Annotated in this window: 26 protein-coding genes; 16 read left to right on the top strand and 10 right to left on the bottom strand. The window is 36.3% G+C overall.

The annotated features are described in order from the left end of the window. The first annotated feature begins 54 nt into the window (after positions 1-54). The 14 genes from hemA (at position 55) to A6I66_RS06325 (ending at position 14,959) form a co-directional block, all read left to right on the top strand. Positions 55-1,317 carry a glutamyl-tRNA reductase gene (hemA, locus tag A6I66_RS06390; protein WP_067146806.1) on the top strand — a complete coding sequence of 421 codons (1,263 nt, stop codon included), beginning with the start codon at positions 55-57 and terminating at the stop codon, positions 1,315-1,317. Next, positions 1,310-2,887 (top strand): hydroxymethylbilane synthase, encoded by a 1,578-nt coding sequence (gene hemC / locus A6I66_RS06385; RefSeq protein ID WP_067146804.1) that lies wholly within the window; start codon positions 1,310-1,312, stop codon positions 2,885-2,887. Before hemA ends, hemC begins: the two co-directional genes overlap by 8 nt. 211 nt (positions 2,888-3,098) lie before the next feature. After that, on the top strand, positions 3,099-4,124 hold the full coding sequence (gene hemE, locus A6I66_RS06380) for a uroporphyrinogen decarboxylase (protein ID WP_067146802.1): 1,026 nt from the start codon (positions 3,099-3,101) through the stop codon (positions 4,122-4,124). Positions 4,125-4,221: 97 nt separating this feature from the next. Further along, on the top strand, positions 4,222-4,959 hold the full coding sequence (locus A6I66_RS06375) for an EI24 domain-containing protein (protein WP_067146800.1): 738 nt from the start codon (positions 4,222-4,224) through the stop codon (positions 4,957-4,959). 13 nt (positions 4,960-4,972) lie between these two features. Next, entirely contained in the window at positions 4,973-6,325 is a 1,353-nt protein-coding gene (gene nhaA, locus A6I66_RS06370) for a Na+/H+ antiporter NhaA (RefSeq protein WP_067146798.1), read from the top strand. A 33-nt stretch (positions 6,326-6,358) separates the two neighbouring features. Beyond that, on the top strand, positions 6,359-7,261 hold the full coding sequence (hemF, locus tag A6I66_RS06365) for an oxygen-dependent coproporphyrinogen oxidase (protein ID WP_067146796.1): 903 nt from the start codon (positions 6,359-6,361) through the stop codon (positions 7,259-7,261). Continuing rightward, the gene (locus tag A6I66_RS06360; RefSeq protein ID WP_169815713.1) at positions 7,258-8,289 is read left to right on the top strand and encodes a DUF4421 family protein; all 1,032 of its coding nucleotides are present in this window, start codon (positions 7,258-7,260) and stop codon (positions 8,287-8,289) included. Before hemF ends, A6I66_RS06360 begins: the two co-directional genes overlap by 4 nt. 3 nt (positions 8,290-8,292) lie before the next feature. After that, positions 8,293-8,679, top strand: coding sequence for a YchJ family protein (locus A6I66_RS06355; protein ID WP_067146792.1), 387 nt, complete (start codon positions 8,293-8,295; stop codon positions 8,677-8,679). Between the two features lie 7 nt (positions 8,680-8,686). Then, positions 8,687-9,679 (top strand): porphobilinogen synthase, encoded by a 993-nt coding sequence (gene hemB / locus A6I66_RS06350; RefSeq protein ID WP_067146790.1) that lies wholly within the window; start codon positions 8,687-8,689, stop codon positions 9,677-9,679. Positions 9,680-9,789: 110 nt separating this feature from the next. Beyond that, positions 9,790-10,878 (top strand): CNNM domain-containing protein, encoded by a 1,089-nt coding sequence (locus tag A6I66_RS06345; protein WP_067146788.1) that lies wholly within the window; start codon positions 9,790-9,792, stop codon positions 10,876-10,878. Continuing rightward, positions 10,879-11,352: a methylated-DNA--[protein]-cysteine S-methyltransferase gene (locus tag A6I66_RS06340; protein WP_067146786.1), complete on the top strand. Its 474-nt coding sequence runs from the start codon at positions 10,879-10,881 to the stop codon at positions 11,350-11,352. It abuts the gene before it with no gap. 73 nt (positions 11,353-11,425) lie between these two features. After that, on the top strand, positions 11,426-12,574 hold the full coding sequence (locus A6I66_RS06335) for a serine hydrolase domain-containing protein (protein WP_157614110.1): 1,149 nt from the start codon (positions 11,426-11,428) through the stop codon (positions 12,572-12,574). Beyond that, positions 12,567-13,280, top strand: coding sequence for a 3'-5' exonuclease (locus tag A6I66_RS06330; RefSeq protein ID WP_067146784.1), 714 nt, complete (start codon positions 12,567-12,569; stop codon positions 13,278-13,280). The genes A6I66_RS06335 and A6I66_RS06330 overlap by 8 nt, the downstream gene beginning before the upstream one ends. Beyond that, positions 13,280-14,959 carry an ABC transporter ATP-binding protein gene (locus tag A6I66_RS06325; RefSeq protein ID WP_067146782.1) on the top strand — a complete coding sequence of 560 codons (1,680 nt, stop codon included), beginning with the start codon at positions 13,280-13,282 and terminating at the stop codon, positions 14,957-14,959. The genes A6I66_RS06330 and A6I66_RS06325 overlap by 1 nt, the downstream gene beginning before the upstream one ends. Before the next feature lie 301 nt (positions 14,960-15,260). Here A6I66_RS06325 and A6I66_RS06320 read toward each other — a convergent pair whose 3' ends face one another. From A6I66_RS06320 to trhO, 10 genes are all read right to left on the bottom strand, one after another. Next, complete coding sequence (locus A6I66_RS06320) at positions 15,261-15,914, bottom strand: 3-oxoacid CoA-transferase subunit B (protein WP_067146780.1); 654 nt, start codon at positions 15,912-15,914, stop codon at positions 15,261-15,263. 70 nt (positions 15,915-15,984) lie between these two features. Beyond that, positions 15,985-16,332, bottom strand: coding sequence for a four helix bundle protein (locus A6I66_RS06315; protein WP_067146778.1), 348 nt, complete (start codon positions 16,330-16,332; stop codon positions 15,985-15,987). Positions 16,333-16,400: 68 nt separating this feature from the next. After that, positions 16,401-17,108 (bottom strand): CoA transferase subunit A, encoded by a 708-nt coding sequence (locus A6I66_RS06310; protein WP_067146776.1) that lies wholly within the window; start codon positions 17,106-17,108, stop codon positions 16,401-16,403. A gap of 242 nt (positions 17,109-17,350) precedes the next feature. Then, positions 17,351-17,809 (bottom strand): RNA methyltransferase, encoded by a 459-nt coding sequence (locus tag A6I66_RS06305; RefSeq protein WP_067146774.1) that lies wholly within the window; start codon positions 17,807-17,809, stop codon positions 17,351-17,353. A 33-nt stretch (positions 17,810-17,842) separates the two neighbouring features. Further along, positions 17,843-20,182: a penicillin-binding protein 1A gene (locus tag A6I66_RS06300; RefSeq protein ID WP_067146772.1), complete on the bottom strand. Its 2,340-nt coding sequence runs from the start codon at positions 20,180-20,182 to the stop codon at positions 17,843-17,845. A 57-nt stretch (positions 20,183-20,239) separates the two neighbouring features. Next, complete coding sequence (locus A6I66_RS06295) at positions 20,240-20,737, bottom strand: gliding motility lipoprotein GldH (protein WP_067146770.1); 498 nt, start codon at positions 20,735-20,737, stop codon at positions 20,240-20,242. Further along, on the bottom strand, positions 20,724-22,109 hold the full coding sequence (locus A6I66_RS06290) for a PSP1 domain-containing protein (protein ID WP_067146768.1): 1,386 nt from the start codon (positions 22,107-22,109) through the stop codon (positions 20,724-20,726). The genes A6I66_RS06295 and A6I66_RS06290 overlap by 14 nt, the downstream gene beginning before the upstream one ends. A 215-nt stretch (positions 22,110-22,324) precedes the next feature. Then, positions 22,325-22,555: a ferredoxin gene (locus A6I66_RS06285; protein ID WP_067146766.1), complete on the bottom strand. Its 231-nt coding sequence runs from the start codon at positions 22,553-22,555 to the stop codon at positions 22,325-22,327. Beyond that, complete coding sequence (locus tag A6I66_RS06280; RefSeq protein WP_067146764.1) at positions 22,555-23,799, bottom strand: peptidase U32 family protein; 1,245 nt, start codon at positions 23,797-23,799, stop codon at positions 22,555-22,557. Before A6I66_RS06280 ends, A6I66_RS06285 begins: the two co-directional genes overlap by 1 nt. An 11-nt stretch (positions 23,800-23,810) precedes the next feature. Further along, positions 23,811-24,884 carry an oxygen-dependent tRNA uridine(34) hydroxylase TrhO gene (gene trhO, locus A6I66_RS06275; protein ID WP_067146762.1) on the bottom strand — a complete coding sequence of 358 codons (1,074 nt, stop codon included), beginning with the start codon at positions 24,882-24,884 and terminating at the stop codon, positions 23,811-23,813. Between the two features lie 344 nt (positions 24,885-25,228). On the opposite strand from trhO, the gene recA reads away from it, so the two are divergent. Both recA and A6I66_RS06265 read left to right on the top strand, forming a co-directional pair. Next, a complete protein-coding gene (recA, locus tag A6I66_RS06270) occupies positions 25,229-26,230 on the top strand; it encodes a recombinase RecA (protein WP_067146759.1) in 1,002 nt (333 codons plus the stop codon). Between the two features lie 108 nt (positions 26,231-26,338). Beyond that, entirely contained in the window at positions 26,339-26,752 is a 414-nt protein-coding gene (locus A6I66_RS06265) for a hypothetical protein (RefSeq protein ID WP_067146757.1), read from the top strand. The last annotated feature ends 37 nt before the right edge of the window (positions 26,753-26,789 follow it).

Genomic DNA, 26,789 nt, shown 5'->3' with positions numbered 1-26,789 from the left:
GTTATTTTATCTGATGGCAGGAACATATTTTTGTGACATATTTCAGCGACCAGCATGCACAATAAAAATAAATCACGAGGTTCTTACTTTTACGCTATTGGCTTAAGTTACAAAAAAGCCGATGCCGAAATTAGAGGCCACTTTAGCTTAGACGAAGATGCCAAACAAGCATTACTAAAACAAGCCAAAGAAAATGGTATAGAAAGCCTTGTGGTTATTTCTACCTGCAACCGTACCGAAATTTACGGTTTTGCAGAACACCCTTTCCAACTCATTCAGCTGCTTTGTGACAATACCCGAGGCACTCTTGAAGAGTTTCAAAACGTGGCTTACATCTATAAAAATAATGAGGCGATATCACACATGTTTCGTGTGGGATCAGGTTTAGATAGTCAGATTTTAGGGGATTTTGAAATTATAAGTCAGTTAAAAACAAGCACCAAACTTTCTAGAAAACACGGTTTATTAAACAACTATACCGAGCGTTTGGTTAATGCGGTTATACAAGCGAGTAAGCGTATAAAAACTGAAACTGACATTTCATCTGGAGCCACATCGGTGTCCTTTGCATCTGTTCAATATATCTTAAACACTATAGAAAACGTTTCAGATAAAAACATCTTGTTATTCGGTACGGGTAAAATTGGAAGAAACACCTGTGAAAATTTAGTAAAACACACTAAAAACGAACACATTACTCTAATTAACCGAACCAAAACGAGAGCTGAGCAAATTGCTGGGAAATTCAATTTGGTGGTTAAAGATTACGCCAACTTACAAGAAGAGATAAACAAAACAGACATCTTAATTGTAGCTACCGGCGCACAACGTCCTACCATTGATAAACATATCATTCAGTCGGAAAAACCGCTTTTAATATTAGATTTGTCCATTCCTAAAAATGTTGATTCTAATGTTGAAGAATTAAATCATGTCAATTTAGTACACCTCGATCATTTATCTCAAATTACCGATCAAACTTTAGAAGCTCGTAAAGCACATATTCCTTCAGCTGAAGTTATTATTGAAGAAATTAAAGCCGAATTTAAAAGTTGGTTAGAAACTAGAAAGTTTGCACCAACCATTAAGGCATTAAAACATAAATTATCTGATTTTGCTGCCGCAGAATTAGACACACAACGCAAAAAAAATGTTGATTTTAATGAAGCACAAGCCGAATTAATTAGCAACAACATCATTCAAAAAATAACGAATCACTTTGCTCATCACCTTAAAGATGATAATATTTCTACAGACGATAGTTTAGAACTTATTAAAAAAGTATTTCAGTTAGAACCCGCAACAAAAAATGTCTAAAACCATAAGAATTGGTACGCGCGATAGTGAATTAGCACTATGGCAAGCCAACATCGTAAAAACGCAACTGGAAGCCCTTGGGCATAAAACTAAACTGGTTCCTGTAAAATCTACAGGCGATTTAGTTTTAGACAAGCCTCTTTATGAATTAGGCATCACCGGTATTTTTACAAGAACTCTTGATATTGCCATGCTTAATGATGATATCGATATTGCCGTACACTCTTTAAAAGATGTCCCTACAGTGCTACCTAAAGGCATTATTCAGGCTGCCGTTTTAAAACGAGGCAATGTTAACGACACCCTAGTTTTTAAACACAATGAAGAGTTTTTAGCTTCAAAAAAAGCTGTCATTGCCACCGGGAGCTTAAGACGTCGTGCACAATGGCTTAACCGCTTTCCTTCGCATACCATTGTAGATTTAAGAGGTAATGTCAATTCACGCCTTCAAAAATTACAAGATAACGAGCATTGGAACGCTGCTATTTTTGCTGCCGCAGGTATTGGTAGAATAGGCATTCGTCCTGAAGAATCTTTTAACCTAGATTGGATGATTCCAGCACCTGCGCAAGGTGCGATTATGATTACAGCATTAGAAAATGACGAATTCGTTAAAACCGCTTGTGCCGAATTAAACCATGAAGAAACCGAAATTTGCACCAGTATTGAGCGCGAATTTTTAAATAAATTAGAAGGCGGCTGTACTGCTCCCATAGGCGCGTTAGCCTATATTAAAGATGAAGAAATTCACTTTAAAGGAGTGTTATTAAGCGAAGATGGCTCTAAACGTATTGATGTCACCCGAGTTAAAAAACTAGGAGAACATAAAGATATGGCCCAATTTTGCGCCGATTTTGTAATTGAACGTGGAGGTAAACGATTGATGGATAACATTAAATCCAGCAAGAAAACCACGGTCTTTTCTACAAAATCTCTTACCGAAGATCAACGCTTATTATTCCATGAAAATATTGCAAGCGAAAGCTCCGATTTCATTAAAATAAGCCTAAATCGTATTCATCCACGTTTCCTAAAAAACGAAGTTGAAAACGTAATTATAACCAGTAAAAATGCCGTACAGTCATTAATTACAAACTACTCGGCCTTGGAATTACAATTTAAAAATATTTACTGTGTAGGCCGTCGTACCAAACGCCTTGTAGAAAATACCATAGGAAAAGTTAAGCACTCCGAAAATAGCGCTAAAAAACTGGCCTCCTATTTAGTTGATTATTTAGAAGGTACTGAAGTCATGTATTTTTGCAGTGATTTAAGGCTAGACGATTTACCAAATATTCTAGAAGAAAATAACATTAAGGTAACCGAGGTAGAAGCATATCAAACTAAATTTGACGGATTTAAAGTTGCTGATTCTGTAGAAAGTGTCATGTTTTACAGCCCTTCTACGGTTGAAAGTTTCGTTCAAAATAACAAATCGAACGTGATTGCATTCTGTATTGGTGAAACCACAGCTAAAGAAGCAAGAAAACATTTTGAAGATGTTCGTATCGCTAAAGTGCCAACGGTAGAAAGTGTAATTGAGTTAGTAAACACGCATTATACTTCCTAACAGGCAACTATTTTTTGGCTGCAATAAACATTTTATAACCACTGAAACGAAAAAGATTTAAAACTTTAAAGTACCCCCAAAATAGGGAACCTACTTTCTAGTTGAGAATTTAAAACTATGATAAATATCATTTTTGAAAAATGATTTATCTAGTAGTTTTACACGATTTCTGATTTCAGATAAAAGATTACCGCTTTCGCGGAACAAGAAAATGAGTATTAAAAACGATTTATTTTTAAGAGCATTAAAAGGAGAAACTGTTGAACGTCCACCTGTTTGGATGATGCGTCAAGCTGGACGTTATTTACCAGAATTCATGGCCATTCGTGAAAAATATGATTTTTTCACGCGTTGTCAAACTCCAGAACTAGCTAGTGAAATTACTGTTCAGCCTATTAGACGCTACGGTATGGATGCTGCTATTTTGTTTAGTGACATTTTGGTAATTCCTCAAGCTATGAATATTGAGGTACAGATGAAACCTAATTTTGGCCCTTATTTACCAAATCCAGTGCGTACTCAAAAAGATGTAGATAACGTAATAGTGCCTGATGTTAAAGAGGCATTAAACTATGTTTTCGAAGGTATTAAGGCTACAAAAGAACTTTTAAATAACGAGATCCCACTTATTGGTTTTGCTGGATCACCTTGGACGATTTTATGCTACTGCGTACAAGGTCAAGGCAGTAAAAACTTTGATAAAGCCAAGGAATTTTGTTTTACAAATCCCGTTGCGGCGCATCAACTATTGCAAAAAATAACCGATACGACTATTGCTTACTTAAAAGAAAAAGTAGTTGCAGGTGTAAATGCGGTTCAGGTGTTTGATTCATGGGGAGGGATGTTATCACCAACCGATTATCAAGAGTTTTCTTGGCAATACATCAATCAAATTATTGAAGCTTTAAAAGACGATGCTCCAGTAATTGCTTTTGGAAAAGGGTGCTGGTTTGCCCTTGGAGAAATGGCTAAAAGTAACGCATCGGCCTTAGGTGTCGATTGGACTTGCTCACCACAGAATGCTCGTTATTTAACAGGAGGAAACATCACCTTACAAGGTAATTTTGATCCTGTACGCTTGTTATCTCCTCCAGCTGAAATTAAAAAAATGGTTCACCAAATGATTGATGCGTTTGGTAAAGACAAATATATTGTAAATCTAGGTCATGGTATTCTACCACATATACCTTTAGACCATGCTAAAGCGTTTATTGATGCTGTAAAAGAGTATCGATAAACCGCTTTTTATCTAACTAAATAACGCTTATATTTAAAGCAGCAAAACTTGCTTAAACGTTTAACCTAAAGAATTAAAGTATAAAACTGGTTAATAAATGCTAAAAAATATACTAAGCGGTGTTAAAGCATACTTAGGGGCTTTTAGTTTATTATCTAAACTAAAGCTCTGGAAATACTTTATTATACCTATGCTTATAAGCTTAATTACAGCTTCTGGCATAAGTATTATAGCTTACAACTTGTCGGATAATTTAGGTGCTTATGTTTCAGATTTATGGATTTGGGACTGGGGTAAAAGTGCGTTTACAACCCTAGGTACCATTTTAGGTCTGTTAATTATAATTGCTATTGGCATTATTCTTTTTAAACATATTGTCATGGCATTTTCGGCGCCCTTTATGAGTCCGGTTTCCGAAAAAATTGAGGTGTATTTAACCAATAACCCTAACCAAAATTTTACAAACAACACGTTCGCTCAACAACTGTGGCGGGGCATACGCATTAACCTGCGTAATTTGATTAGAGAATTATTATTTACAATGCCTATCTTAGTATTGAAATTCATTCCCATTGTGAACATTTTCTCGACCATATTATTGTTTTTTTTACAATCCTATTATGCGGGATTCGGGAATATGGATTACACCCTAGAACGTCATTTTAACTATAAAAACAGCATCAAATTTGTACATGAAAATCGCGGATTGGCTATTGGAAACGGTATCGTTTTTATGCTTTGCCTCTTTATTCCATTTATTGGGGTAATTTTAGTATTACCACTTTCGGTAACCGCCGCTACAACCCAAACCGTTAAAGTTCTAAATCAGAAATAAATACAATAGACATATGGAAACAAAAAATAGCTTTTTATCCCCATTTCAAAAATTCATCAAAATTGAGAGTTTTAGTGGTATACTACTCCTATTTGCTGCCATTGCAGCCCTTATCTGGGCAAATTCGCCATTTGCAGAGGGATATACAGCATTACAACACTATCATTTAGGATACAAATCGGATCGTTTTGAACTTAATTTATCCTTATTACACTGGATAAACGATGGATTCATGGCGGTTTTCTTTTTCCTTATTGGTCTGGAAATTAAAAGAGAATTTCTGATTGGAGAACTTAACTCCCCTAAAAAATTAGCTTTCCCACTTGTTGGAGCTATTGGCGGTATGGTTATTCCCGTGGTATTTTTTCTTATTATTAATAAATATTTTAGCGGACATGCTGATGCGACTTTACACGGTTGGGGAATTCCTATGGCTACCGATATTGCCTTTTCTTTAGCCATTTTAAAAGTTTTGGGAGATCGAGTGCCTATTAGCCTTAAAATATTTTTAACGGCCTTCGCCATTGTAGACGATTTAGGTGCTGTTATTGTCATTGCCTTATTCTATACAGGCACTATTAAAATGGTGTTTTTAGGTGTTGCACTAGGGCTTCTAGCTATTTTATATTTCTTATCTAATAAAGGGTATTATTCTAAATTCTTAATGATTATTTTCGGGATTGCCATTTGGATTTTATTCCTAAAATCTGGAGTACACCCTACTCTTGCAGGTATCTTATTAGCCTTTTCTGTGCCAATTAGACAAAAAGTGGACACTTCTCAATTCCTATCACGATTAGAAGAAATCACAACCAAAATTAAAGGATCTTCAGAATTAAAAGAACCCATTCTTTCTGCCGAGCAAATTCATGAAATTGACGAATTACAAGAATGGACATACAAATACCAATCGCCACTTCAAAATTTAGAACATCATTTACACGATTGGGTCGCTTACTTTATCATTCCTATATTTGCACTGGCCAATTCGGGAGTTAGTTTGAGCAGTAGTGAAGGTTTAGATTTTCCACTAGTACTTAATATTGCTTTATGTTTACTATTAGGTAAAAGTATTGGAGTTTCCGTATTTGTGTTGTTGGCAAATAAATTAAAAATAATTAGTATCCCTATCGATATCTCGAAATCACATATTATTGGTGTTTCGTTTTTAGCGGGTATCGGGTTTACTATGGCAATATTTATTGCTAGTTTAGCATTTGCAGATCAACCAAAATATATAGATTCTGCCAAAATAGGTATCTTAATTGGTTCATCAATTTCAGGGATTATTGGTTATTTTCTACTTAAAAGTCAGGGCTCGAAAGTGAAACAAAATCAAGATCCTGATGAAGTAATAATACCTTAAAACACCATTTAAAACAAGAAGATTCATTTATAGATGAAAGATAAATTTTATCAATACATTCAAAATTTACAAGATCAAATCACTTCTAAATTAGAGCTTATTGATGGTAAAGCCATATTTCAAGAAGATTTATGGGAACGTCCAGAAGGTGGCGGCGGAAGAACCCGAGTAATTGAAAATGGACATGTTTTTGAAAAAGGCGGTGTAAACATCTCCGGTGTACACGGTAAATTACCTAAATCTATGCAGGCCTATTTTAAAGTAGGTGATGTTGATTTTTTTGCCTGCGGATTAAGTTTAGTGCTCCACCCTAAAAACCCTATGGCTCCGACGGTACATGCCAATTGGCGCTACTTTGAAATGTATGATGATAAAGGTGAAATTATTGATAGCTGGTTTGGTGGCGGACAAGATTTAACACCGTATTACTTGTTTGATGAAGATGCTAAACATTTTCATCAAACCTGTAAAACAGCTTGCGATAAACACAGCCCAGAGTTTTACCCAACCTATAAAAAACGTTGCGACGAATACTTTTATAATGCCCACCGCAATGAGGGGCGTGGTATTGGTGGCTTGTTTTTCGATTATTGCAAAGCCAATGACACCATGTCCATGGAAGATTGGTACAACTTTGTTACCGAAGTTGGCGATAGTTTCCTAGAGGCTTATGTTCCTATTATTGAACGTAGAAAAGATCTTCCCTATACCCAAGATCAGCGCAATTGGCAAGAAATTCGTCGTGGGCGCTATGTGGAATTTAATCTGGTACACGACAAAGGCACCCTTTTCGGTTTAAAAACAAACGGCCGTATAGAAAGTATTTTAATGAGTTTACCGCCGCATGTACAATGGGTGTATGACCACCACCCAAAACCTGGCAGTGACGAAGAAAAACTAATTAAAACATTACAAGAACCAAAATCATGGGTTTGAAATTAAAACCAATCTACCTCCTTCTGAGCTTATTAAGCACCTCACTTTTTGCTCAAAATGAACCACAAAATGCAGTAAACGACAGCTTACAAGAAATTATTTACGGCGTACAAAATAACGATTACATATACATTTATAAAAATCGAGTTACAGCACGTGCATTCTTTATAAAAACCTCCAACCCTTTAACAATAAGAGGACGTGGTGATGAATCGCATATTCAGTATCAGTTAAACCCTAATAAACAAGATAAAATTGGAGCTTCGGTGGCTTTTAGATCAATTTCAGCATCCTATTCATTTTCTCCAAATGCATTAGCTGAAAATCCTGATGACAAGGATTCCAAGGTTGTAAATTTTAATTTCAGAAATTACTTTGGTAAACATTGGATGCAAACTTTAGATATTTATAGCCAAAAGGGCTTTCATTTAAAAGATCAAGACAATCATCAAGTCTACCTCCCTAAAACTAAATCATTTAAAATAGGTGGTACCACCTCATACATATTTAATGAAAATTTCTCGTATAGGGCCCGAGCATCACAAAACGAAAAACAGCTAAAAAGCGCAGGAACGTTTATGCCTAACCTCGTGTATTACTATACAAAACATAACCTCAGAGCTTATAATGAAGCAACAGGAGCGTCTGTAGACACAGAATATAGGGCCTTCGATATAGCCTTAGCACCTTCATACTTATACAATTTTGTGCCAACTAAAAATTTGTTTATCTCCGCAGGGGTTTCGGCCGGTATTGGCGCTAACTTCAGTAAAAATTCTGATGATGATGAAAATTTAGTTTCCCTGCTTACAGAATTAGACTTTTCGGGAACCATAACCTACGACATCAAACAATTATACTTAGGCGCTCAATACAATTATCTTATCTTAAACTATAATAGTGATGCCTCGTCCTATGTTAAAGATAACATTCCCTTCATGCAATTTTTTGTAGGATATCGTTTTAAAGCTTCCAGAAAAATGGTAAACAAAGCCGATAGCGTTAACAAAAAACTACATTTTAACTAAGTTATGAATTGCCCCTGCGGAAGCCAAGAAACCTATGCCAATTGTTGCATAAAAGTGCACCAAAACATAGCTCATGCTAAAACTGCCGAGCAGCTTATGCGCTCTAGATATAGTGCTTTTGTTTTGGCCGATGGCGATTATTTAATGGCTAGTCACCACAGTAAAACAAGGCAACCTAAAGAAAAGAAAGCCATTGTAAACTGGGCAAAATCGGTACAATGGATTAAATTAGACGTATTAGAAACCACAAAAGGCCTAGAAAAAGATTCTGAAGGCACTGTTACCTTTGATGCCTATTTTTATGAAAATGGTAAAGTAGACTGTATTCATGAAAAATCGGCATTTTTAAAAGAAAACAACCTTTGGATGTATTTAGGACTCAGTAAATAAAAAAACTATGTTCCCTTTAAAAAGAAATAGACGATTAAGAACCAATGAAGCCATTCGTTCTCTAGTTAGAGAAACCATACTCACGCCAAACGATTTTTTAGTACCGCTTTTTGTGGTTGAAGGCAAAGGGGTTAAAGATGAAATTCCATCGATGCCTAATTACTTCCGTTATAGTTTGGATTTATTAGAAGCTGAAGTTAAAGCACTTTGGCAACTAGGCTTAAAATCGGTGTTGCTTTTTGTAAAAGTACCAGATAACTTAAAAGACAATAAGGGTACTGAAGCTTTAAACCCAAACGGTTTGATGCAACGCGCCATTAAAACGGTTAAAAATGCCTGCCCTGATATGTTGGTTATGACCGATGTAGCCCTAGATCCATACTCAATTTACGGTCATGATGGTATTATTGAAAACGGACAAATTATAAACGACGATACTGCCGCGTTTTTAGCTGAAATGAGCATTTCTCACGCTACAGCTGGTGCCGATTTTGTAGCACCAAGCGATATGATGGATGGTCGTATTTTAAGCATTCGTGAAGCTTTGGAAGATGAAGGTTTCATCAACACAGGGATTATGAGCTACTCAGCAAAATATGCCTCTGCTTTTTATGGTCCTTTTCGTGATGCTTTAGATTCTGCTCCTGTGGATTTAGTTGATATTCCAAAAGATAAAAAAACCTATCAAATGGATTACGGTAACCGTTTTGAAGCCCTTCGTGAAACCGAAATGGATATTGATGAAGGTGCCGATATCGTGATGGTAAAACCAGGACTTTCTTATTTAGATATCTTAAGAGACATTAAAAATGAAGTGGATGTTCCCGTAGCTGTATATCAAGTTTCTGGTGAATATGCTATGATAAAAGCTGCTGCCGAAAAAGGCTGGTTAGATCACGATCAAGTTATGATGGAAACTACCACCGCTTTTAAGCGTGCTGGCGCTGATATTATCGCTTCTTATTTTGCCAAAGATGTGATTAAAATTTTAAACGGCTAATTAAACCTTCAAATCAAATTAATTTTGCAGCCTTTCAACTAAATAAAAGGCTGCAAAATCCTGTTGTAAAATTACTTTCGTAAATTAGTCTTCATCAAAAAACATTTTTAATGAGCACATTAATTTTTTGGGCAACCTTATCCATCTTTTTTTCCTTTTTATGTTCTATACTAGAAGCCGTTTTACTAAGCGTCACGCCTACTTTTATCAACCTTAAAAAGCGTGAACAAAAAGAATACGCACTCACTTTAGAGTCCCTTAAAAAAGATGTCGATAAACCGCTTATAGCCATTTTAACTCTTAACACCATTGCACATACTTTAGGAGCCATGATGGTTGGTATACAAGCAGAAAAATTACCATTTAAAATTGAACTTTTTGGCATTAATACCGTTGGGGTAGTTTCGGCTATAATGACTTTTTTAATTCTAGTAGCTTCAGAAATTATTCCGAAAACTATTGGTGCTACCTATTGGAGGCAGTTGGCTAATTTCACTTCAAAAACCCTAACGATTTTAATTTTTCCATTAAAATGGACCGGTATTTTATGGTTACTACAACTTACCACTAAACTTATAGGCGGTAAAGGTCATGGTAGTGTTCTAACCCGTCAAAGTTTTATGGATATGACCGATTTAGCTCATGAAGAAGGCGTTTTTCAAGAGAATGAGAGCAAAGTCATAAAAAACCTATTAACTTTTAAAGAGGTCTTCGCCAAAGATGTTATGACCCCTAGAACCGTCATGAAAACTGTTGATGAAAACACCACCGTTGAAGAATTTTTCAAACAAAATATCAATTTACGTTTTTCTCGTATTCCTGTTTTTGTAAACGAACCCGACGATATCAAAGGGTTGGTACTTAAAGATGAAATTTTTAAAGAAATGGCTTTAGGGAACGGTAGCAAAACACTTTCCGAACTTAAACGAAACATTATTATTGTGAACCGCACCCTGCCCATCCCCGATTTGTTTGAACAACTTATCGAAAGCAGAAATCACATGGCTTTAGTTGTCGACGAATATGGTACCGTAAGCGGCCTAGTAACTATGGAAGATGTTATCGAAACCTTATTAGGTCTAGAAATTATGGATGAGAGTGACAACGTATCAGACCTGCAACTTTTAGCCAGAAAAAGCTGGGAAGTACGCGCCAAAAAACTAGGGATTTTTGAAGACAAAACCAAGCCTTTAGAATAAATGGAAAGCTGCATCATCCATACGCCTCTAGGCTATGCAAAAATTTGTGGTGATGAAAACGGCATTAATTCGGTTAGCATAAGTAATTCTAAAGCTGTGGAAACCGAAACCATCCCTCATGTATTACAAGACTGTGCTAGGCAACTTAAAGCATATTTTAACGGAGAACGCCAACAATTCCAATTAACATTAAACCCCAAAGGCACCGATTTTCAAAAGAAAGTCTGGAAATATTTGGAACAAATTCCTTTTGGAAAAAGCCTGTCTTATCTAGAGTTATCAAAGCAAATGGATCAGCCAAAAGCCATTCGGGCTGTTGCCAATGCTAATGCCAAAAACCCCTTGTGGATTATCGTGCCTTGCTATCGCGTCATTGGTAGCGACGGTAGTTTAACCGGATATGCTGGTGGCTTACATCGTAAACAATGGCTTCTTAATCACGAGAGCTCTAACAAGCAACAAACTTTGTTTTAAAAGCTTTCAAAGCGGTTATAGGTACTAAAACTTAAAATATTTCCTATATTTATTTCAACTAAAAGTTTTTTATATGAAATTCATTAAACGCGTTATTAAATGGCTTGCTATTCTTGTTGTAGCCATCATTGCATTACTTTATATTTTCGATTACGACTATATTTTAAGAGGTGCTAGAATTGTATATTTCACAGGACATAAAACCGTTTTTATTGACGACTATCCATATTTTGAAAACGATACTATTAAAAAAGGAAACAACATTTCGCCATGGCCACTTCATAAAAATTACAACACGGTAGAATCTACTGAAAGACTTAACACTTTTAATGAAAAATTAGGTACTGTAGCCTATTTAATAATTAAAAACGACAGTATTTATTACGAATGGTATGCGCCGGATTATAGCGATGCCTCAAAAACCAACTCCTTTTCAATGGCAAAAAGCATCACCACAGCTTTATTAGGAAAAGCCATCATGCAAGGACATATCAAAAGCTTGGATCAGCCAATAAGTGATTTTTATCCGCAATACAGCTATGCAAAAACTACCGTTGGTGATTTGGCGTCTATGGCATCGGGGTTAGACTGGGTTGAACATTATAGCAGTCCGTTTTCGGTTACCGCTAGAGCCAATTATGACAATAATTTAGCCAAGGCCATTTTAAATCAAAAAGTTATTGAAACCCCAGGGGAATCCTTTGAGTATTTAAGTGGAAACACCGAATTGTTAGGCATGATTATTCAAAAAGCTACAGGACAACCCCTTGCAGAATACCTTTCGGAAAACTTTTGGAAACCTATGGGTGCTGCTCAAGATGCTTTATGGCAATTGGATGGCAAAGAGCATCGTTTGGCAAAAACATTTTGTTGTATTTCAAGTAACGCGAGAGATTTTGCCCGTTTTGGAAAACTTTATAAAGACCACGGAAAATGGGAAGGCCAACAGCTTTTAGATTCTGCCTATGTGGCAAAATCCATCCGCCCTCGTTTTAAAGAAAGTCCAGAGTATGGATACGGCTGGTGGTTGCGAAAATATGAAGACAAAAACTTTTTTATGATGCTAGGGCATCACAGTCAATTGGTTATGGTCGAGCCGGACGACAATGTAATTATTGTGAGGCTTGGGCAAAGAACCTCCGATGATGAAGGCACCACACATTTCACCAAAGACCAAGATGTTTATATTGAAGAAGCCTATAAAATGTTAGGGCATGATTAGAAAGATTAATCTTGAGAATATTCTATTTCTCGATATTGAAACCGTTCCAGAAACTGAGCATTTTTCAGAACTGAACGACACCAAACAAATCCTTTGGGAAGACAAATCCAAATACCAAAGAAAGGATGATTATACCGCCGAAGAGTTTTATGACCGTGCTGGTATATGGGCCGAATTTGGTAAAATTGTTTGTATCTCGGTGGGCTATTTTAACTTTCAAAACGACTTAAGAAAATTTAGAACCACCTCTTTTTTTGGTGATGAAGCTAAAATTCTGAAAGACTTTAAAAACCTATTAAACACACATTACAACGAACCCAAGCATTTACTTTGTGGTCATAACGCCAAAGAATTTGACTTTCCGTATATTGCTCGACGCATGATTATCCATAACATCGAATTACCTCATAAACTCAATTTATTTGGTAAAAAACCATGGGAAGTTCCGCATTTAGACACCTTAGAACTCTGGAAATTTGGCGATTTTAAAAGTTACACCTCTTTAAAATTACTCACCCATGTTTTAGGCATTCCATCACCAAAAGATGATATTGATGGCAGTGAAGTTTATCAGGTGTATTATAAAGAAAATGAAATTGATCGTATTGTAACCTATTGTGAAAAAGACACCATTGCGGTAGCTCAAATATTTTTACGATTACGGGGTGACGACATTTTAACTGATGATGAAATTATTCATATTTAATGAAAGAAAACGAGATTTTAGAAGTACGGAATTTAAGTGTTTCATTTGGCGATAATGAAGTGGTTCATAACATTTCCTATAAACTACATACTAATGAAGTTTTAGGCATTGTAGGTGAATCGGGCTCAGGGAAATCGGTATCCTCTTTGGCCATTTTAGGTTTACTACCAAAAAAAATCGCTAAAATAAATTCTGGTTCTATCCTCTTTGAAGACCGTGATTTAATTGAATTATCGTCCTCATCATTTGAAAGTATTCGAGGCAACAAAATTGCCATGATTTTTCAAGAACCTATGAGTTCCTTAAATCCGTCTATGACCTGTGGAAACCAGGTTTTAGAAATCTTATTACAACATACTCATGTTTCCAAAAAATTAGCCAAGGAAGAAACTTTAGCTCTTTTTAACATGGTTAAACTTCCAGATCCTGAGCGTGTTTTTAAAGCCTATCCGCATGAGATTTCTGGTGGTCAAAAGCAACGGGTTATGATTGCCATGGCTATTGCCTGTAAACCCGATGTTTTAATTGCCGACGAGCCTACAACCGCTTTAGATGTTACGGTACAAAAGGATATCATTATTTTACTGAAAGAACTGCAGGCACAAACAAAAATGAGCATCATTTTTATCACCCACGATTTGGCCTTAATTTCAGAAATTGCCGATCGTGTTTTGGTAATGTATAAAGGCAACATCGTCGAACAAGGTTTGGTAGCCCGTATTTTTAAACACCCTGAGCACAATTACACCAAAGCTTTAATTAATTCTAGACCTGCTTTAGATGTACGCTTGGAGGTGTTACCCACCATCAAAGACTTTTTAGAGGACAAGATCTCCAACAGCATCATTACACCAGAGGATCGCAAAAAAAATCACGAAAAGATTTACAGCAAACCGCCATTATTAGAAGTGATAAATGTGGAGAAGGAATACCTTTCTAAATCTGGATTCTTTTCCAAACCAGAACGTTTTAAAGCGGTAAATGACGTCAGTTTCAAACTATATGAAGGGGAAACTTTAGGATTAGTTGGCGAATCGGGTTGTGGAAAATCGACACTTGGTAATGCCATACTTCAATTAGATAAAGCTACCGCAGGAAAAATAATTTATAAAGGCATTGATATCACAAAACTGTCAAAGTCTGAAACTAGAAAACTTAGAAAAGATATTCAAATCATTTTTCAAGATCCGTACTCTTCTTTAAATCCGAGAATCCCTGTTGGCGAAGCCATAATGGAGCCTATGAAAGTGCATAAACTTTATAGCTCGGATGCCGAACGTAAAGAGAAAGTGATTGATATATTAGAAAAAGTTGGGCTGTCGGAGGCGTACTTTAACCGTTACCCCCATGAGTTTTCGGGCGGTCAGCGCCAGCGTATTGGTATTGCTAGAACCATTGCCCTTCAACCGAAACTCATTGTTTGTGACGAATCAGTTTCGGCCTTAGACATTTCTGTTCAAGCTCAGGTTTTAAACTTACTTAATTCACTTAAAAAAGACTTCAATTTTACCTATATTTTCATCTCACATGACTTAGCAGTTGTGAAATACATGTCAGATCAATTATTGGTTATGAACCAAGGTCAAATTGAAGAGTTAGACGATGCAGACATCATCTATAAAAAGCCTGAGAAAGCATATACAAAAAAGCTTATTCATGCTATTCCGAAAGGATTATAGCATGAAAATCTTTTTTGTTAAATAACATAAGCTTCTTACAAACTCATAAGTATCTTTTACAGACGCTCTAAATTTGCTTTGGTTAGTAGGTACTTCATGTAGGTTGGTTGCAGTGTTCATAAGGTTGAAATTTATGATAGTTTTGGGGGAAAACCGTTTATAGACTTTCTTTTTGTTTGCTGAGTCTAATATCGATAATATATTCCTTTTATCCGATTAAAAACATATAAATTCGATGAAACGCATATTTTTTTAACAAACTCGTAATTTTCACCCCTACACCAGGTAAGATATTACAACTCTAAATTTTCATTTCCGGAATATTTCCTACAACTATTAATTTACCTTCTGTAGCTTCTTGGATGTGTTCCACAGATACCCCTGGGGCACGTTCTAATAATTTAAAACCTTGTTCGGTCACTTCAAGGACTGCAAGGTTAGTCACTATCTTTTTTACACAGCCTACACCCGTAAGTGGCAACGTACATCGCTTTAATAATTTCGAATCGCCATGCTTATTCGTATGCATCATGGCCACGATAATGTTTTCGGCACTCGATACTAAATCCATAGCGCCTCCCATTCCTTTAACCATACGCCCTGGAATTTTCCAATTGGCGATATCGCCATTTTCAGCAACCTCCATAGCTCCTAAAATGGTTAAATCGACATGTTGCCCACGAATCATTGAAAAGCTTAATGCCGAATCGAAAAAACTAGCCCCAGGCAAGGTCGTAATGGTTTGTTTCCCGGCATTAATAATATCGGCATCCTCTTCACCTTCAAAAGGAAATGGCCCCATGCCTAGTACGCCATTTTCACTTTGAAATTCAACCTGAATATCATCTCGAACATAATTGGCCACCAAAGTCGGTATCCCTATGCCTAAATTCACATAGTAACCATCTTGAACTTCCCGTGCAATACGTTTTGCTATACCTGTTTTGTCTAACATATGTTTAATGTATCAATGTAATAATAATTCAATGTACCAATGTAAAAATGAAACATTCTACTCATTTATTTTATCTTGACTTATAACTTGTACTTAAAATTTTATATAATATTAATCCTAATTCCATTAGTGGCTTTTTTAATCTTTCCATAGAAGGATAAGTATTAGACTTCTCACACAGTAGAAGCCAATATTTGGTTTCCTCCAACTCTTTTGATGCAATTTTCATTTTATGAATAAAATCAGCTTTGCTTTCTGCCTGTTGTGCTTCATGGATATTTGCTCCAATACTTGTTCCTGACTTTAATAATTGTTTAGCAATTATATATTTTTTATGAGCTTCTAATAATTCACTATACTCAATAATTAATATTGCAAAAGCAATAGACTTTTCTAAGATTATATTTGTTCTTCCCATAAATCCACAGATTAAACCACAAAATGGTTAAATAAGCACTTTTGAATATTGATATATTAGTACATTAATTATATTGTATCATTAAATCTTACCGTCCGCTGTTCAATCCGTTTCTCGTAGTTTGTTCCTTGAAAAATACGTTGTACAAAAATGCCTGGGATATGAATTTGATTGGAGTCTAAGGTTCCGAGGGGTACTAATTCTTCAACCTCAGCGACTGTAATTTTTGCGGCGCCACACATTACGGGGTTAAAATTTCTGGCGGTTCCTTTAAAAACGAGATTCCCTGCGGCATCGCCCTTCCACGCTTTAACCAAGCTAAAATCGGCCTTAAAAGCATGCTCCAACACATACATTTTACCATCAAATTCTCTGGTTTCTTTTCCTTCGGCTACTTCAGTGCCATAGCCCGCTGGGGTGTAAAAAGCAGGGATCCCTGCTTGTGCAGCTCTACAGCGTTCGGCTAAAGTCCCTTGCGGGATTAAATCGACTTCCAATTCACCTGAAAGCATTTGTCGTTCAAACTCATCGTTCTCGCCAACGTAGGAAGATATCATTTTCTTAATTTGTTTCTTTTGGAGCAATAAACCCAATCCGAAATCATCGACACCAGCATTGTTAGAAATACAGGTCAAGTTAGTCACACCAAGTTGCACTAAGCGTGCGATAGCATTCTCAGGAATACCACAGAGTCCGAAACCACCTAACATGAGTGTGTTACCACTAGAAAGCCCTTCCAAAGCTTCTTTGACACTAGAAACCGTTTTATTTATCATTTCGTCATATTTATGCTTATAAATTTACGAATATTTCAATGAAATTAGGAAGGAAGTAACTGTTAAGAATTAAGTATGCATAAACAGGTAGAGCTGTCTAAAAAGTAAAAACAATCGCTATTATATGCTTTACACAGCATCTCATTCCATTGAAGTTCAAAGATTATAAGAATCTGAAATAAATTCAGATTGACGTGAAATCGACTTTTAAAACAGCCTCAAATATTTGAATCACCGAAAAACTAACTCCTTGGTTTATTAATACCGCGATCATACATAACGATACTACCGGCCACAGAAACATTCAAGCTTAATTCAGATTTAAACTTTACCAAGAAGTGCGATTTCTCGATAGCTTCTTTACTTAGTCCATGATCTTCGGCTCCTAACAAATACACACAACGTCTGGGGTGATGAAAGGTTTCTAGGTCCTCTGCAGAATCGTCTAGCTCGACACCAACAATTCGGGTACCTTTTGGTAGATTATTAAAAAATTCATCGAAGTTTTCATAATGATAATATGGCATAGATTTAACCGCATTGTGGGTATCGCAGGCCTGTTTAGCATAACGGTTTCCAATGGTGAAGATGAAACTAGCGCCCAAATTTTGTGCAGAACGCCATAAAACACCAAGGTTTTCGGGAGTCTTTCCGTTAAAAATACCTATACCAAAAAATTCATTTACGAAATTATCGTTCATGATATCAGCTTCTAAGCGTTTTAAGTATGCCTTTTAAAACTCTAGCTCGTCTAGACGATCATCTTCATCGTCGTTATTTTGATCTTGAGAAACGGCCGAGCAATCCACATTAATGGACAAGTTATCCGGTGCAACGAAATCTTCTTTAGACACATCAAGCTCTTTATCGGCGTAACAACTTTTCATATAAACACCCCAAATAGGTAAAGCCATAGCAGCACCTTGACCGTAGGTAATCGTTTTAAAGTGTGCAGCACGATCTTCAGCACCAACCCAAACGCCAGTCACTAAATTTGGAACCATACCCATAAACCAACCATCACTTTGGTTTTGTGTCGTTCCTGTTTTTCCCGCAATCGGATTAGTAAATTCGTAAGGATACCCTGTTACGATTTCTCTATAATCGGCTCTATACGAATCACGTCCTTTACCACGTAAGCGTCCGCCCGAACCAGACTGTGTAACACCTTCCATAAGTTTTACCGTCACATAAGCAGTTTCGGCATTTAATACATCGCGAGTTTCAGGTTTAAATTGGTATAAAACAGTACCGTTTTTATCTTCAATATTCAGTACCATTACAGGCTTGGTATACACCCCTTGATTCGCAAAAGTCGAATAAGCCCCAACCATGTCGTAAACACTAATATCAGTAGTTCCTAAGGCAATGGAAGGTACCGCAGGAATATCGGCCTCAACACCAAGTTTTTTAACCAAATCAACTACAGTTTGTGGTCCTACCTTATCGATTAATCGCGCGGTAACGGTATTCACAGAATTGGCCAAAGCATCTTTTAAAGTACGCTTACCGCCGTATTCATTTCCTGAGTTTTTAGGACACCATTCTTCTGGGTTTCCAAATTTCCCAGCTTCAATACAAAACGGTGTATCTGGAAATTCATCACATGGTGAAAAATGCAACTGATCAATAGCTGTAGCATAAACAAAAGGCTTAAATGTAGAACCTGTTTGTCGCCTACCTTGTTTTACCATATCGTATTGGAAATGTCTATAGTTCATACCACCAACCCATGCTTTAACATGTCCCGTTTTAGGATCCATAGACATCATACCCGTTCTTAAAAACGATTTGTAATAACGCATGGAATCCATAGGTTTCATAAGAGTATCAACTTCGGAAGGTTTCCCGTCAATCCATTTAAAAACAGTCATTTTAATAGGTTTCTTAAAAGACTCTTCAATCTCTTTGTTCGATTTTTTCAAATCGTATTTCATATGTCTCCAACGTTCCGATTGACGCATCGAACGGCGCATTAAAGCTTGTTCCTCTTCGGGAGTTAAGTCTAAAAACGGTGCTGTTGGATTTCTTTCTGGGGTATTTTGATGAAAAAACTCGGCTTGTAACCTTGGCATGTGCTGTTGCACAGCATCTTCAGCATAGGTTTGCATACGAGAGTCTATCGTCGTATAAATTTTTAGTCCGTCGTTATATAAATTCCACTTGGTACCATCCGGCTTCGGGTTGTTTTTAATCCAATCCTTCATAAACCCATCGAGATAACCTCTAAAATATGTGGCGATCCCTTCACGGTGTGACTCTGGAGAATAACGTAAATCAAGCTCGGTTTTTTGAAGTGAATCCTTTTCCTTTTCAGAAATGAAATCATACTTATACATTTGAGATAAAACCACATTTCTACGGTTTTTTACTCCTATAGGGTTACGCTCAGGTCTTGGGTTGTACAGTGATGAATTTTTAAACATCCCTACCAACATAGCCGATTCTTTAATATCTAGCTCCTTAGGCTCCTTATTGAAATAGATTCGCGAAGCACTACGAATACCATCGGCATTGTTACCAAAGTCATAAATATTAAAGTACTGGGCGATAATTTCCTCCTTGGTATATTGACGCTCTAAACGAATGGCAATAATCCATTCTTTAATTTTTTGAAGCACCCTTTCAATAATATTCTTAGATCCTTCGCCATGAAATAATTGCTTGGCTAACTGTTGTGAAATGGTACTTGCTCCACCACTTCCAGGCTTAATTACTGCTCTAAGCGTCCCTCGAGCATCAACCCCTGAATGTTCGTGAAAACGGGCATCTTCAGTGGCAATTAAAGCATTTACTAAGTGTTGTGGTAACTCGTCGTAACTCACCGGTGTTCTATTATCGTTAAAATAGAATTTCCCTAATGTTTTACCATCTGAAGAGATAATTTCGGTAGCTAAATTGGTTTTCGGGTTTTCTAAAACCGTATGATCGGGCATTTCACCAAATGCACCCCATGATGCTAATAAAAAAAGGAAGACTACAGATAGTAATCCTGCTACAAACAAAATCCACATCCAACGGATGTACTTTGAAAAATCTTGAACCTTGGTCGTTTCTTTTTTTGCCTTTGCCATGTACTATTTATTACTACATCTTGATACTACTTCGCTTATGCAAAACAGAAGATGCCTCTATTTTTTAATTTTGTTTTTTTCAATACTAAACCCAACATCGGTAATCCCCTCCAATTCTTCAACGCCATTTACCATGCCATTTTCACGCATAGCCTGTTGTATTTTAACTTCATACTCTCCAGACTCGTTAAAAATAACTTGTTCTTTATACCACAATTTATTCTCCTTAATATCGGAATATCCAGTGCCCAAAAATTTACCGCTAGGCTCGGCCATTTTATATTCTAGGGTGTCTTTAACCGTTTTACCGTGAGGAAAAACCATTTCGACAATTAGAAATAAGTTATTGTACTTATAAGCACTCGTATTTCTAAGGTTTACAAATAAATTATAGGGATTTATGGAATCTGGCGGATGGATTTTAAAACTAACAACCGAATCTTTATGCCATTTTTTAGGTACCGATTTGTACTCATCAAAATAATATTTTGAATCGCAGGATGAAAGACTAAAAAAAACACAAACTAAAAGTAATAAGACTCTATTTTTCAGCATTTTTACTGTTTTGAGATTTATTCTGGTTATTGCCAGGTTTTCTTCTTTGGTTTCTATTCCTATTTTGATTAGGATTTTGTTTTTTCACGTCACCTTCAGCCTTTGGTTTATTCGATCGGTTTGGTCGCTGCTTTGGTTTAGCCTTTGGCTTATTAGGATCTGTATTTTTATTTGCTGGCTGTGTATTTTTTCTTGGTGTTGACTTCGTATCACCTCCAGTATTTTTTTGGCCTTGAGCCGGACCTTTTTTACGTCTGTTATTTCTACGTTTTTTATTAGGTTTCGGATTATCAAAACGTGTTAAACTATCTTGCCCTACAACGTTTTCAAATTCTGTTTTAGTATCTTCAACCAAATCTAAAGCGTACTCCTCAAGACTTGTAATTTTTTCTTTTTTCTTATTAATTGCAATGATTTCGTTAGCCTGCTCGGTCGTTATCTTATGCCAGTTCATCCATTCGCCTTCGTAAGCAAACCACATATGGCCTTTAAAAATATCAGTTTTCTGACAAACAGCCGTACCTTTTTCGGTATATAATTTAACATCCGATTTCGGGAAACTTTTTAAAGCATCAAGATAAGTATCTAACTCGTAGTTTAAACAACATTTAAGCTTACCACATTGCCCAGCTAACTTTTGCGGGTTTAGGGATAATTGTTGATAACGCGCTGCTGAAGTACTCACCGAACGAAAATCGGTTAACCAAGTAGAGCAACATAATTCGCGCCCACAAGAACCAATACCACCAAGCCTAGCGGCTTCTTGACGAAAACCAACTTGTTTCATTTCGATACGCGTTCTAAATTCTCGTGCAAAAACCTTAATCAGTTCACGAAAATCGACACGATCTTCAGCCGTATAATAGAAAGTCGCTTTACTAGCATCACCTTGAAATTCGATGTCTGAAATTTTCATTTGCAGCTTCAAATCGATCGCAAACTGGCGTGCTTTAACCTTCATGGCTTCTTCACGTTCGCGTGCGGTTTGCCAGATATCAATATCTTTCTGACTTGCTTTACGGTAAATTTTAAGGCCTTCTTCAACATTTACTGGTATATTTTTACGCTTCATTTGAACGCGCACCAATTCCCCCGTAAGGGTAACCATACCAATATCGTGACCAGCTTTAGCTTGTGTCGCCACAATATCGCCAATGCTTAAAGTTAAGTTTTCTGTATTGTTATAATATTCTTTTCTGCCGTTTTTATAGCGTACCTCAACCCAGCTAAATGGGGCTTCCCCACCGGGTAAGGACATGTTTGACAGCCAATCGAATACCGTTAGTTTATTACAACTATCTGTACCACAAGTACCATTATTCTTGCAGCCCTTAGGAGAGCCGTCTTTTGTTGAGCAACTTGCGCAAGCCATATATTATATATTGAATTCGCTAATAATTAACTTATTACGAATGAAGATTTATTAATTTTTTGTTTTCCGCTTTCGCGTGAAGAACACATTTTCTTTATGTTTTTAAAACTAAGTTTCAAGAACATTTACGACGTAAAGATATGATTATTCTAAAGACTTAAAAAAAGAAGATGATAATATAGTTCTCAACCCCTTAATTACTCAGCTTTTATAAATTAAACTTGCTTTACCGATATAATTTTTACGGGACAAGCTTTGGCGGCATTATCGCAACTATCAAAGATAAATTCGTCATTAGATTTTAATGTGAAAAAGCCCTTTTTATCCTGCCCATGGAGTAAAACGGTTTTACCATCTTTTTTAGACATTTGAAACTGGTTGGGAGCCAATTCCACACAATAATTACAACCAATACACTTTTTACGCTGAAGGGTAACTACAACCATTAGGCTTCGACTTTATTTTCGACAATCTTGTATAATTTATCGGATTGACGGATTCTAAATGGTAATTTTAGAGTTACCATATCGCCTTTGGTACCTGCACTTAACTTTTGATCGTTAACAAGCATATCGTCCACTTGCATTTCCTGCGCTCCTGTTGATGGTCCCGTAATTAAAATGGTATCACCGACATTTAAATTATAAGCTTCAATTTTAAATTCGCCAACCTCTGCTTTTGGAAAGTAATGTGTTCCTTTGCCTATATACACTTTCTTTTGTGTAGCATGCGACCCTGAGCCTTTACTCCATTCGCCCAGTTTCTGACCTAAATAGTATCCACTCCAAAAGCCGCGATTGTAAACCGTCTCTAGAGTTTTCATCCATTCTATAACTTCTTCTTTGCTATAGGTACCATTTTCAATACTATCAATGGCTTCACGGTAACATTTTATCACCTTAGCAACGTATTCAGGAGCGCGACCACGCCCTTCAATTTTTAAAACTTTTATACCAGCATCGACCACTTCATTTAAAAAATCGATAGTACACAAGTCTTTTGGAGACATAATATATTCGTTATCCAACTCCATTTCAAAGCCTGTTTCTTGATCGATAACGGTGTATTTCTTTCTGCAATTTTGCTTGCAAGCACCACGATTGGCTGAAGAATTATCAGAATGTAAACTCAAATAACATTTACCCGAAACCGCCATACAAAGTGCACCATGACCAAATATTTCAATTTCAACTAAGTTCCCCGAAGGGCCTTTAATTTGATCTTTTTCTATTTGCTCTGTAATTTTTTTAACCTGACGTAAGCTCAATTCACGACTCAACACCATGGTATCGGCGAACATGGCATAAAACTTTACAGTTTCGATGTTGGTTACGTTAATTTGTGTAGAAATGTGCACTTCCATGCCAGCTTCTCTAGCCATGGAAATAACGGCTTGATCCATAGCAATAACAGCAGTAATATTCGCTTCTTTGGCTTTGTTTACTAGGGTTTTTACGATGGATAAATCGTGATCGTAAATGATGGTATTAAGCGTTAAATAACTTCTTACGTTTTTAGCTTCGCAACGTTTTACGATTTCATCTAAATCATCTAAAGTGAAATTTACAGTTGCTCTAGCGCGCATGTTTAATTGTTCAACACCAAAATAAACAGAATCGGCACCATTATCTAAAGCAGCCTGTAGAGATTCAAAGTTCCCTGCAGGCGCCATTAATTCAATTTTTTGCATGATTTTAAGTTTTAAAGTTTGTCCACTTTTAGTGTCTCAAAAATGTTTCTTAAATCTTTTTTGAAAGGTAAATGGTCCGCACGACCTTTTTTGAAAATGTCGTTACTGTTGGCTTGTCCTTTACGAAGGGCTTTTTGCTCTTCAAACGGTAAGGCATGAATTTCTTTACAATTGTTAGAACAACAGTTATTCATTTCTTCTTTACAGCTATCACACTGAATAAAAAGTAAATGACAGGCATCGTTAGCACAATTGGTGTGAATATCAGCAGGAGCACCACATTGATGGCAGCAAGCAATGACATCGTCGCTAATTTTTTCGGCACGACGCTCATCAAAAACAAAATTCTTTCCTACAAATTTATTTTCGAGCCCTTGCTCTTTAATCTGGCGCGTGTATTCGATGATACCGCCTTCTAATTGAAATACGTTTTTAAAACCTTTATGCTTAAAATAGGCACTCGCTTTTTCACAACGTATACCGCCTGTACAATACATCACTAGGTTTTTATCTTCTTTATGGTCTTTTAAATCATCTTCAATAATATCTAAAGACTCTCTAAACGTATCGACATCGGGCGTAATGGCATTTTTAAAATGACCAATTTCACTTTCGTAATGGTTACGCATATCAACCAATACCGTGTTTTCATCTTCAATAAGAGCATTAAACTTATCAGCAGCCACATGCACACCTTTATTGGTTACATCAAAAGTATCATCATTTAAACCATCGGCAACAATTTTGTTACGCACTTTAACTTTCAACTTTAAAAAAGACATGTTGTCTTGCTCCACGGCAATATTCAAACGGATATCTTTTAAAAAATCAATGGTATCTAGATGTGATTTGAATTCGTTAAAACGATCGGCAGGTAAGGATAATTGGCCGTTTATGCCTTCGGTAGCGACATAAATACGTCCTAAAACATCCAATTGATCCCAGGTTAGAAAAAGGTGATCTCTAAATTCTTGAGGATTCTCAATTTTGGCATATTGATAAAAAGAAAGTGTTAATCGATCCTTTCCGGCTTTTTCGATTAATTCGGCTCTTTCTTTGGCACTTAATTTATTGTACAGTTGCATGCTATACTAATTTATAAGGTTAAAGACTATTTTTTGAAGGTGCAAAGGTACGATTTTATCGTAGTTATCCCATTTTTTAGACATAAAAAGCACTTAAACATAAGTCTAAGTGCTTAATTTTGAGTTAGTCAAACTACTTTTTATTTAGAACAAGATTTTAAAAATACTCATTCTTTATAATGAGATGCAACCGCTTCATAAAGGTTGCGTAGCACTTCGATTTTTATTGATAATGACACAAAACAACGTTCTATTTTTCATGAATTTATGTTGAAAACTATTATTGTGTTATGATAAAACTTATAGTATTTTAGCCCTTCAATTTTTAGTAAAAAAACAGAGCCATGAGCAGCGAAAAAGAAGCGAAATTAAAAGCACTAAAACTTACATTAGATAAACTAGATAAAGCCTACGGAAAGGGAACCGTAATGAAAATGAGCGATTCTGCCATTGTAGACGTAGAAGCCATTCCTTCGGGATCCTTAGGTTTAGATATTGCTTTAGGCGTTGGCGGATATCCTCGCGGTAGAGTTATTGAAATTTACGGTCCGGAATCGTCGGGTAAAACCACTTTAACGTTGCACGCTATTGCGGAAGCTCAAAAAGCTGGAGGTATTGCAGCATTTATTGATGCCGAGCATGCTTTTGATCGTTTTTATGCTGAAAAATTAGGCGTTGATATTGACAATTTAATTATTTCTCAACCAGATAATGGTGAGCAAGCTTTAGAAATTGCCGATAACTTAATTCGTTCGGGTGCTATTGATATTGTGGTTGTCGATTCGGTTGCCGCATTAACACCAAAAAGTGAAATTGAAGGTGAAATGGGTGACTCTAAAATGGGACTTCACGCTCGTTTAATGTCTCAAGCATTAAGAAAACTTACAGCTTCTATTAGTAAAACCAAGTGTACGGTAATCTTTATTAACCAATTACGTGAAAAAATTGGTGTGATGTTTGGAAACCCTGAAACCACAACGGGTGGTAATGCCTTAAAATTCTACGCATCTGTACGTTTAGATATTAGACGTTCTACACAAATTAAAGAAACCAACGGGGATATTGCAGGTAACAAAACCCGTGTAAAAGTGGTTAAAAATAAAGTAGCACCACCATTTAAAACGGCTGAATTTGATATCATGTACGGCGAAGGTGTTTCTAAAGTTGGTGAAATTTTAGATTTAGCTGTAGAACTTGAAATCGTTAAAAAGAGTGGTTCTTGGTTTAGCTACGAAGAAACTAAATTGGGTCAAGGTCGTGATGCTGTGAAAGCATTAATAAAAGACAATCCAGAACTCATGGATGAACTCGAAGCTAAAGTTCGACAAATCATTTCAGAAAAATAAAATTTAAAATCCCGTTAATTCGGGATTTTTTTTTGCTTTTAACGCAACCATCGTAAGATAAATGTATCTACATATAAACTATGTATAATACCCCCTAATTTATTTGTGATGAAAAGATTAATAGCACTTTTTTTAACAATCGCCTTATTTACCTCATGTAGTGTAGATGAAGGCACAGCCTACCATTCAGAAATTTTACCTGTTGATAGTGTAAATATCCCAGACGAATTTGAAATGGGAGAAACCTATCCTATTGAAGTATTCTATTACCAACCTACTTCATGTTATGATTTTTACAATTTCTATTACAAAAAACACAACAACGAACGTACCGTAGCCCCTATTAATTTAGTCTTTGACCACAATGATTGTGAATCGACCGAAGACGTTTTAGTGAGTAACACTTTCAATTTTGTAGTTACAGGTAATGGTTCGTATGTTTTTAAATTTTGGCAAGGAAAAGACGAGGATGGCGAAGATCAATATTTAGTCATTGAAGTTCCAGTTGTAGAAACACCATAACTATTTAGTAACTTTAAGTACTCTTTTAAAACCTGTT

Source organism: Pseudotamlana agarivorans (genome assembly GCF_001642835.1).
GTDB lineage: Bacteria > Bacteroidota > Bacteroidia > Flavobacteriales > Flavobacteriaceae > Pseudotamlana > Pseudotamlana agarivorans.
Note: the sequence above shows the minus strand (reverse complement) of the source record. Positions and strands in the feature narration are given on the sequence as shown.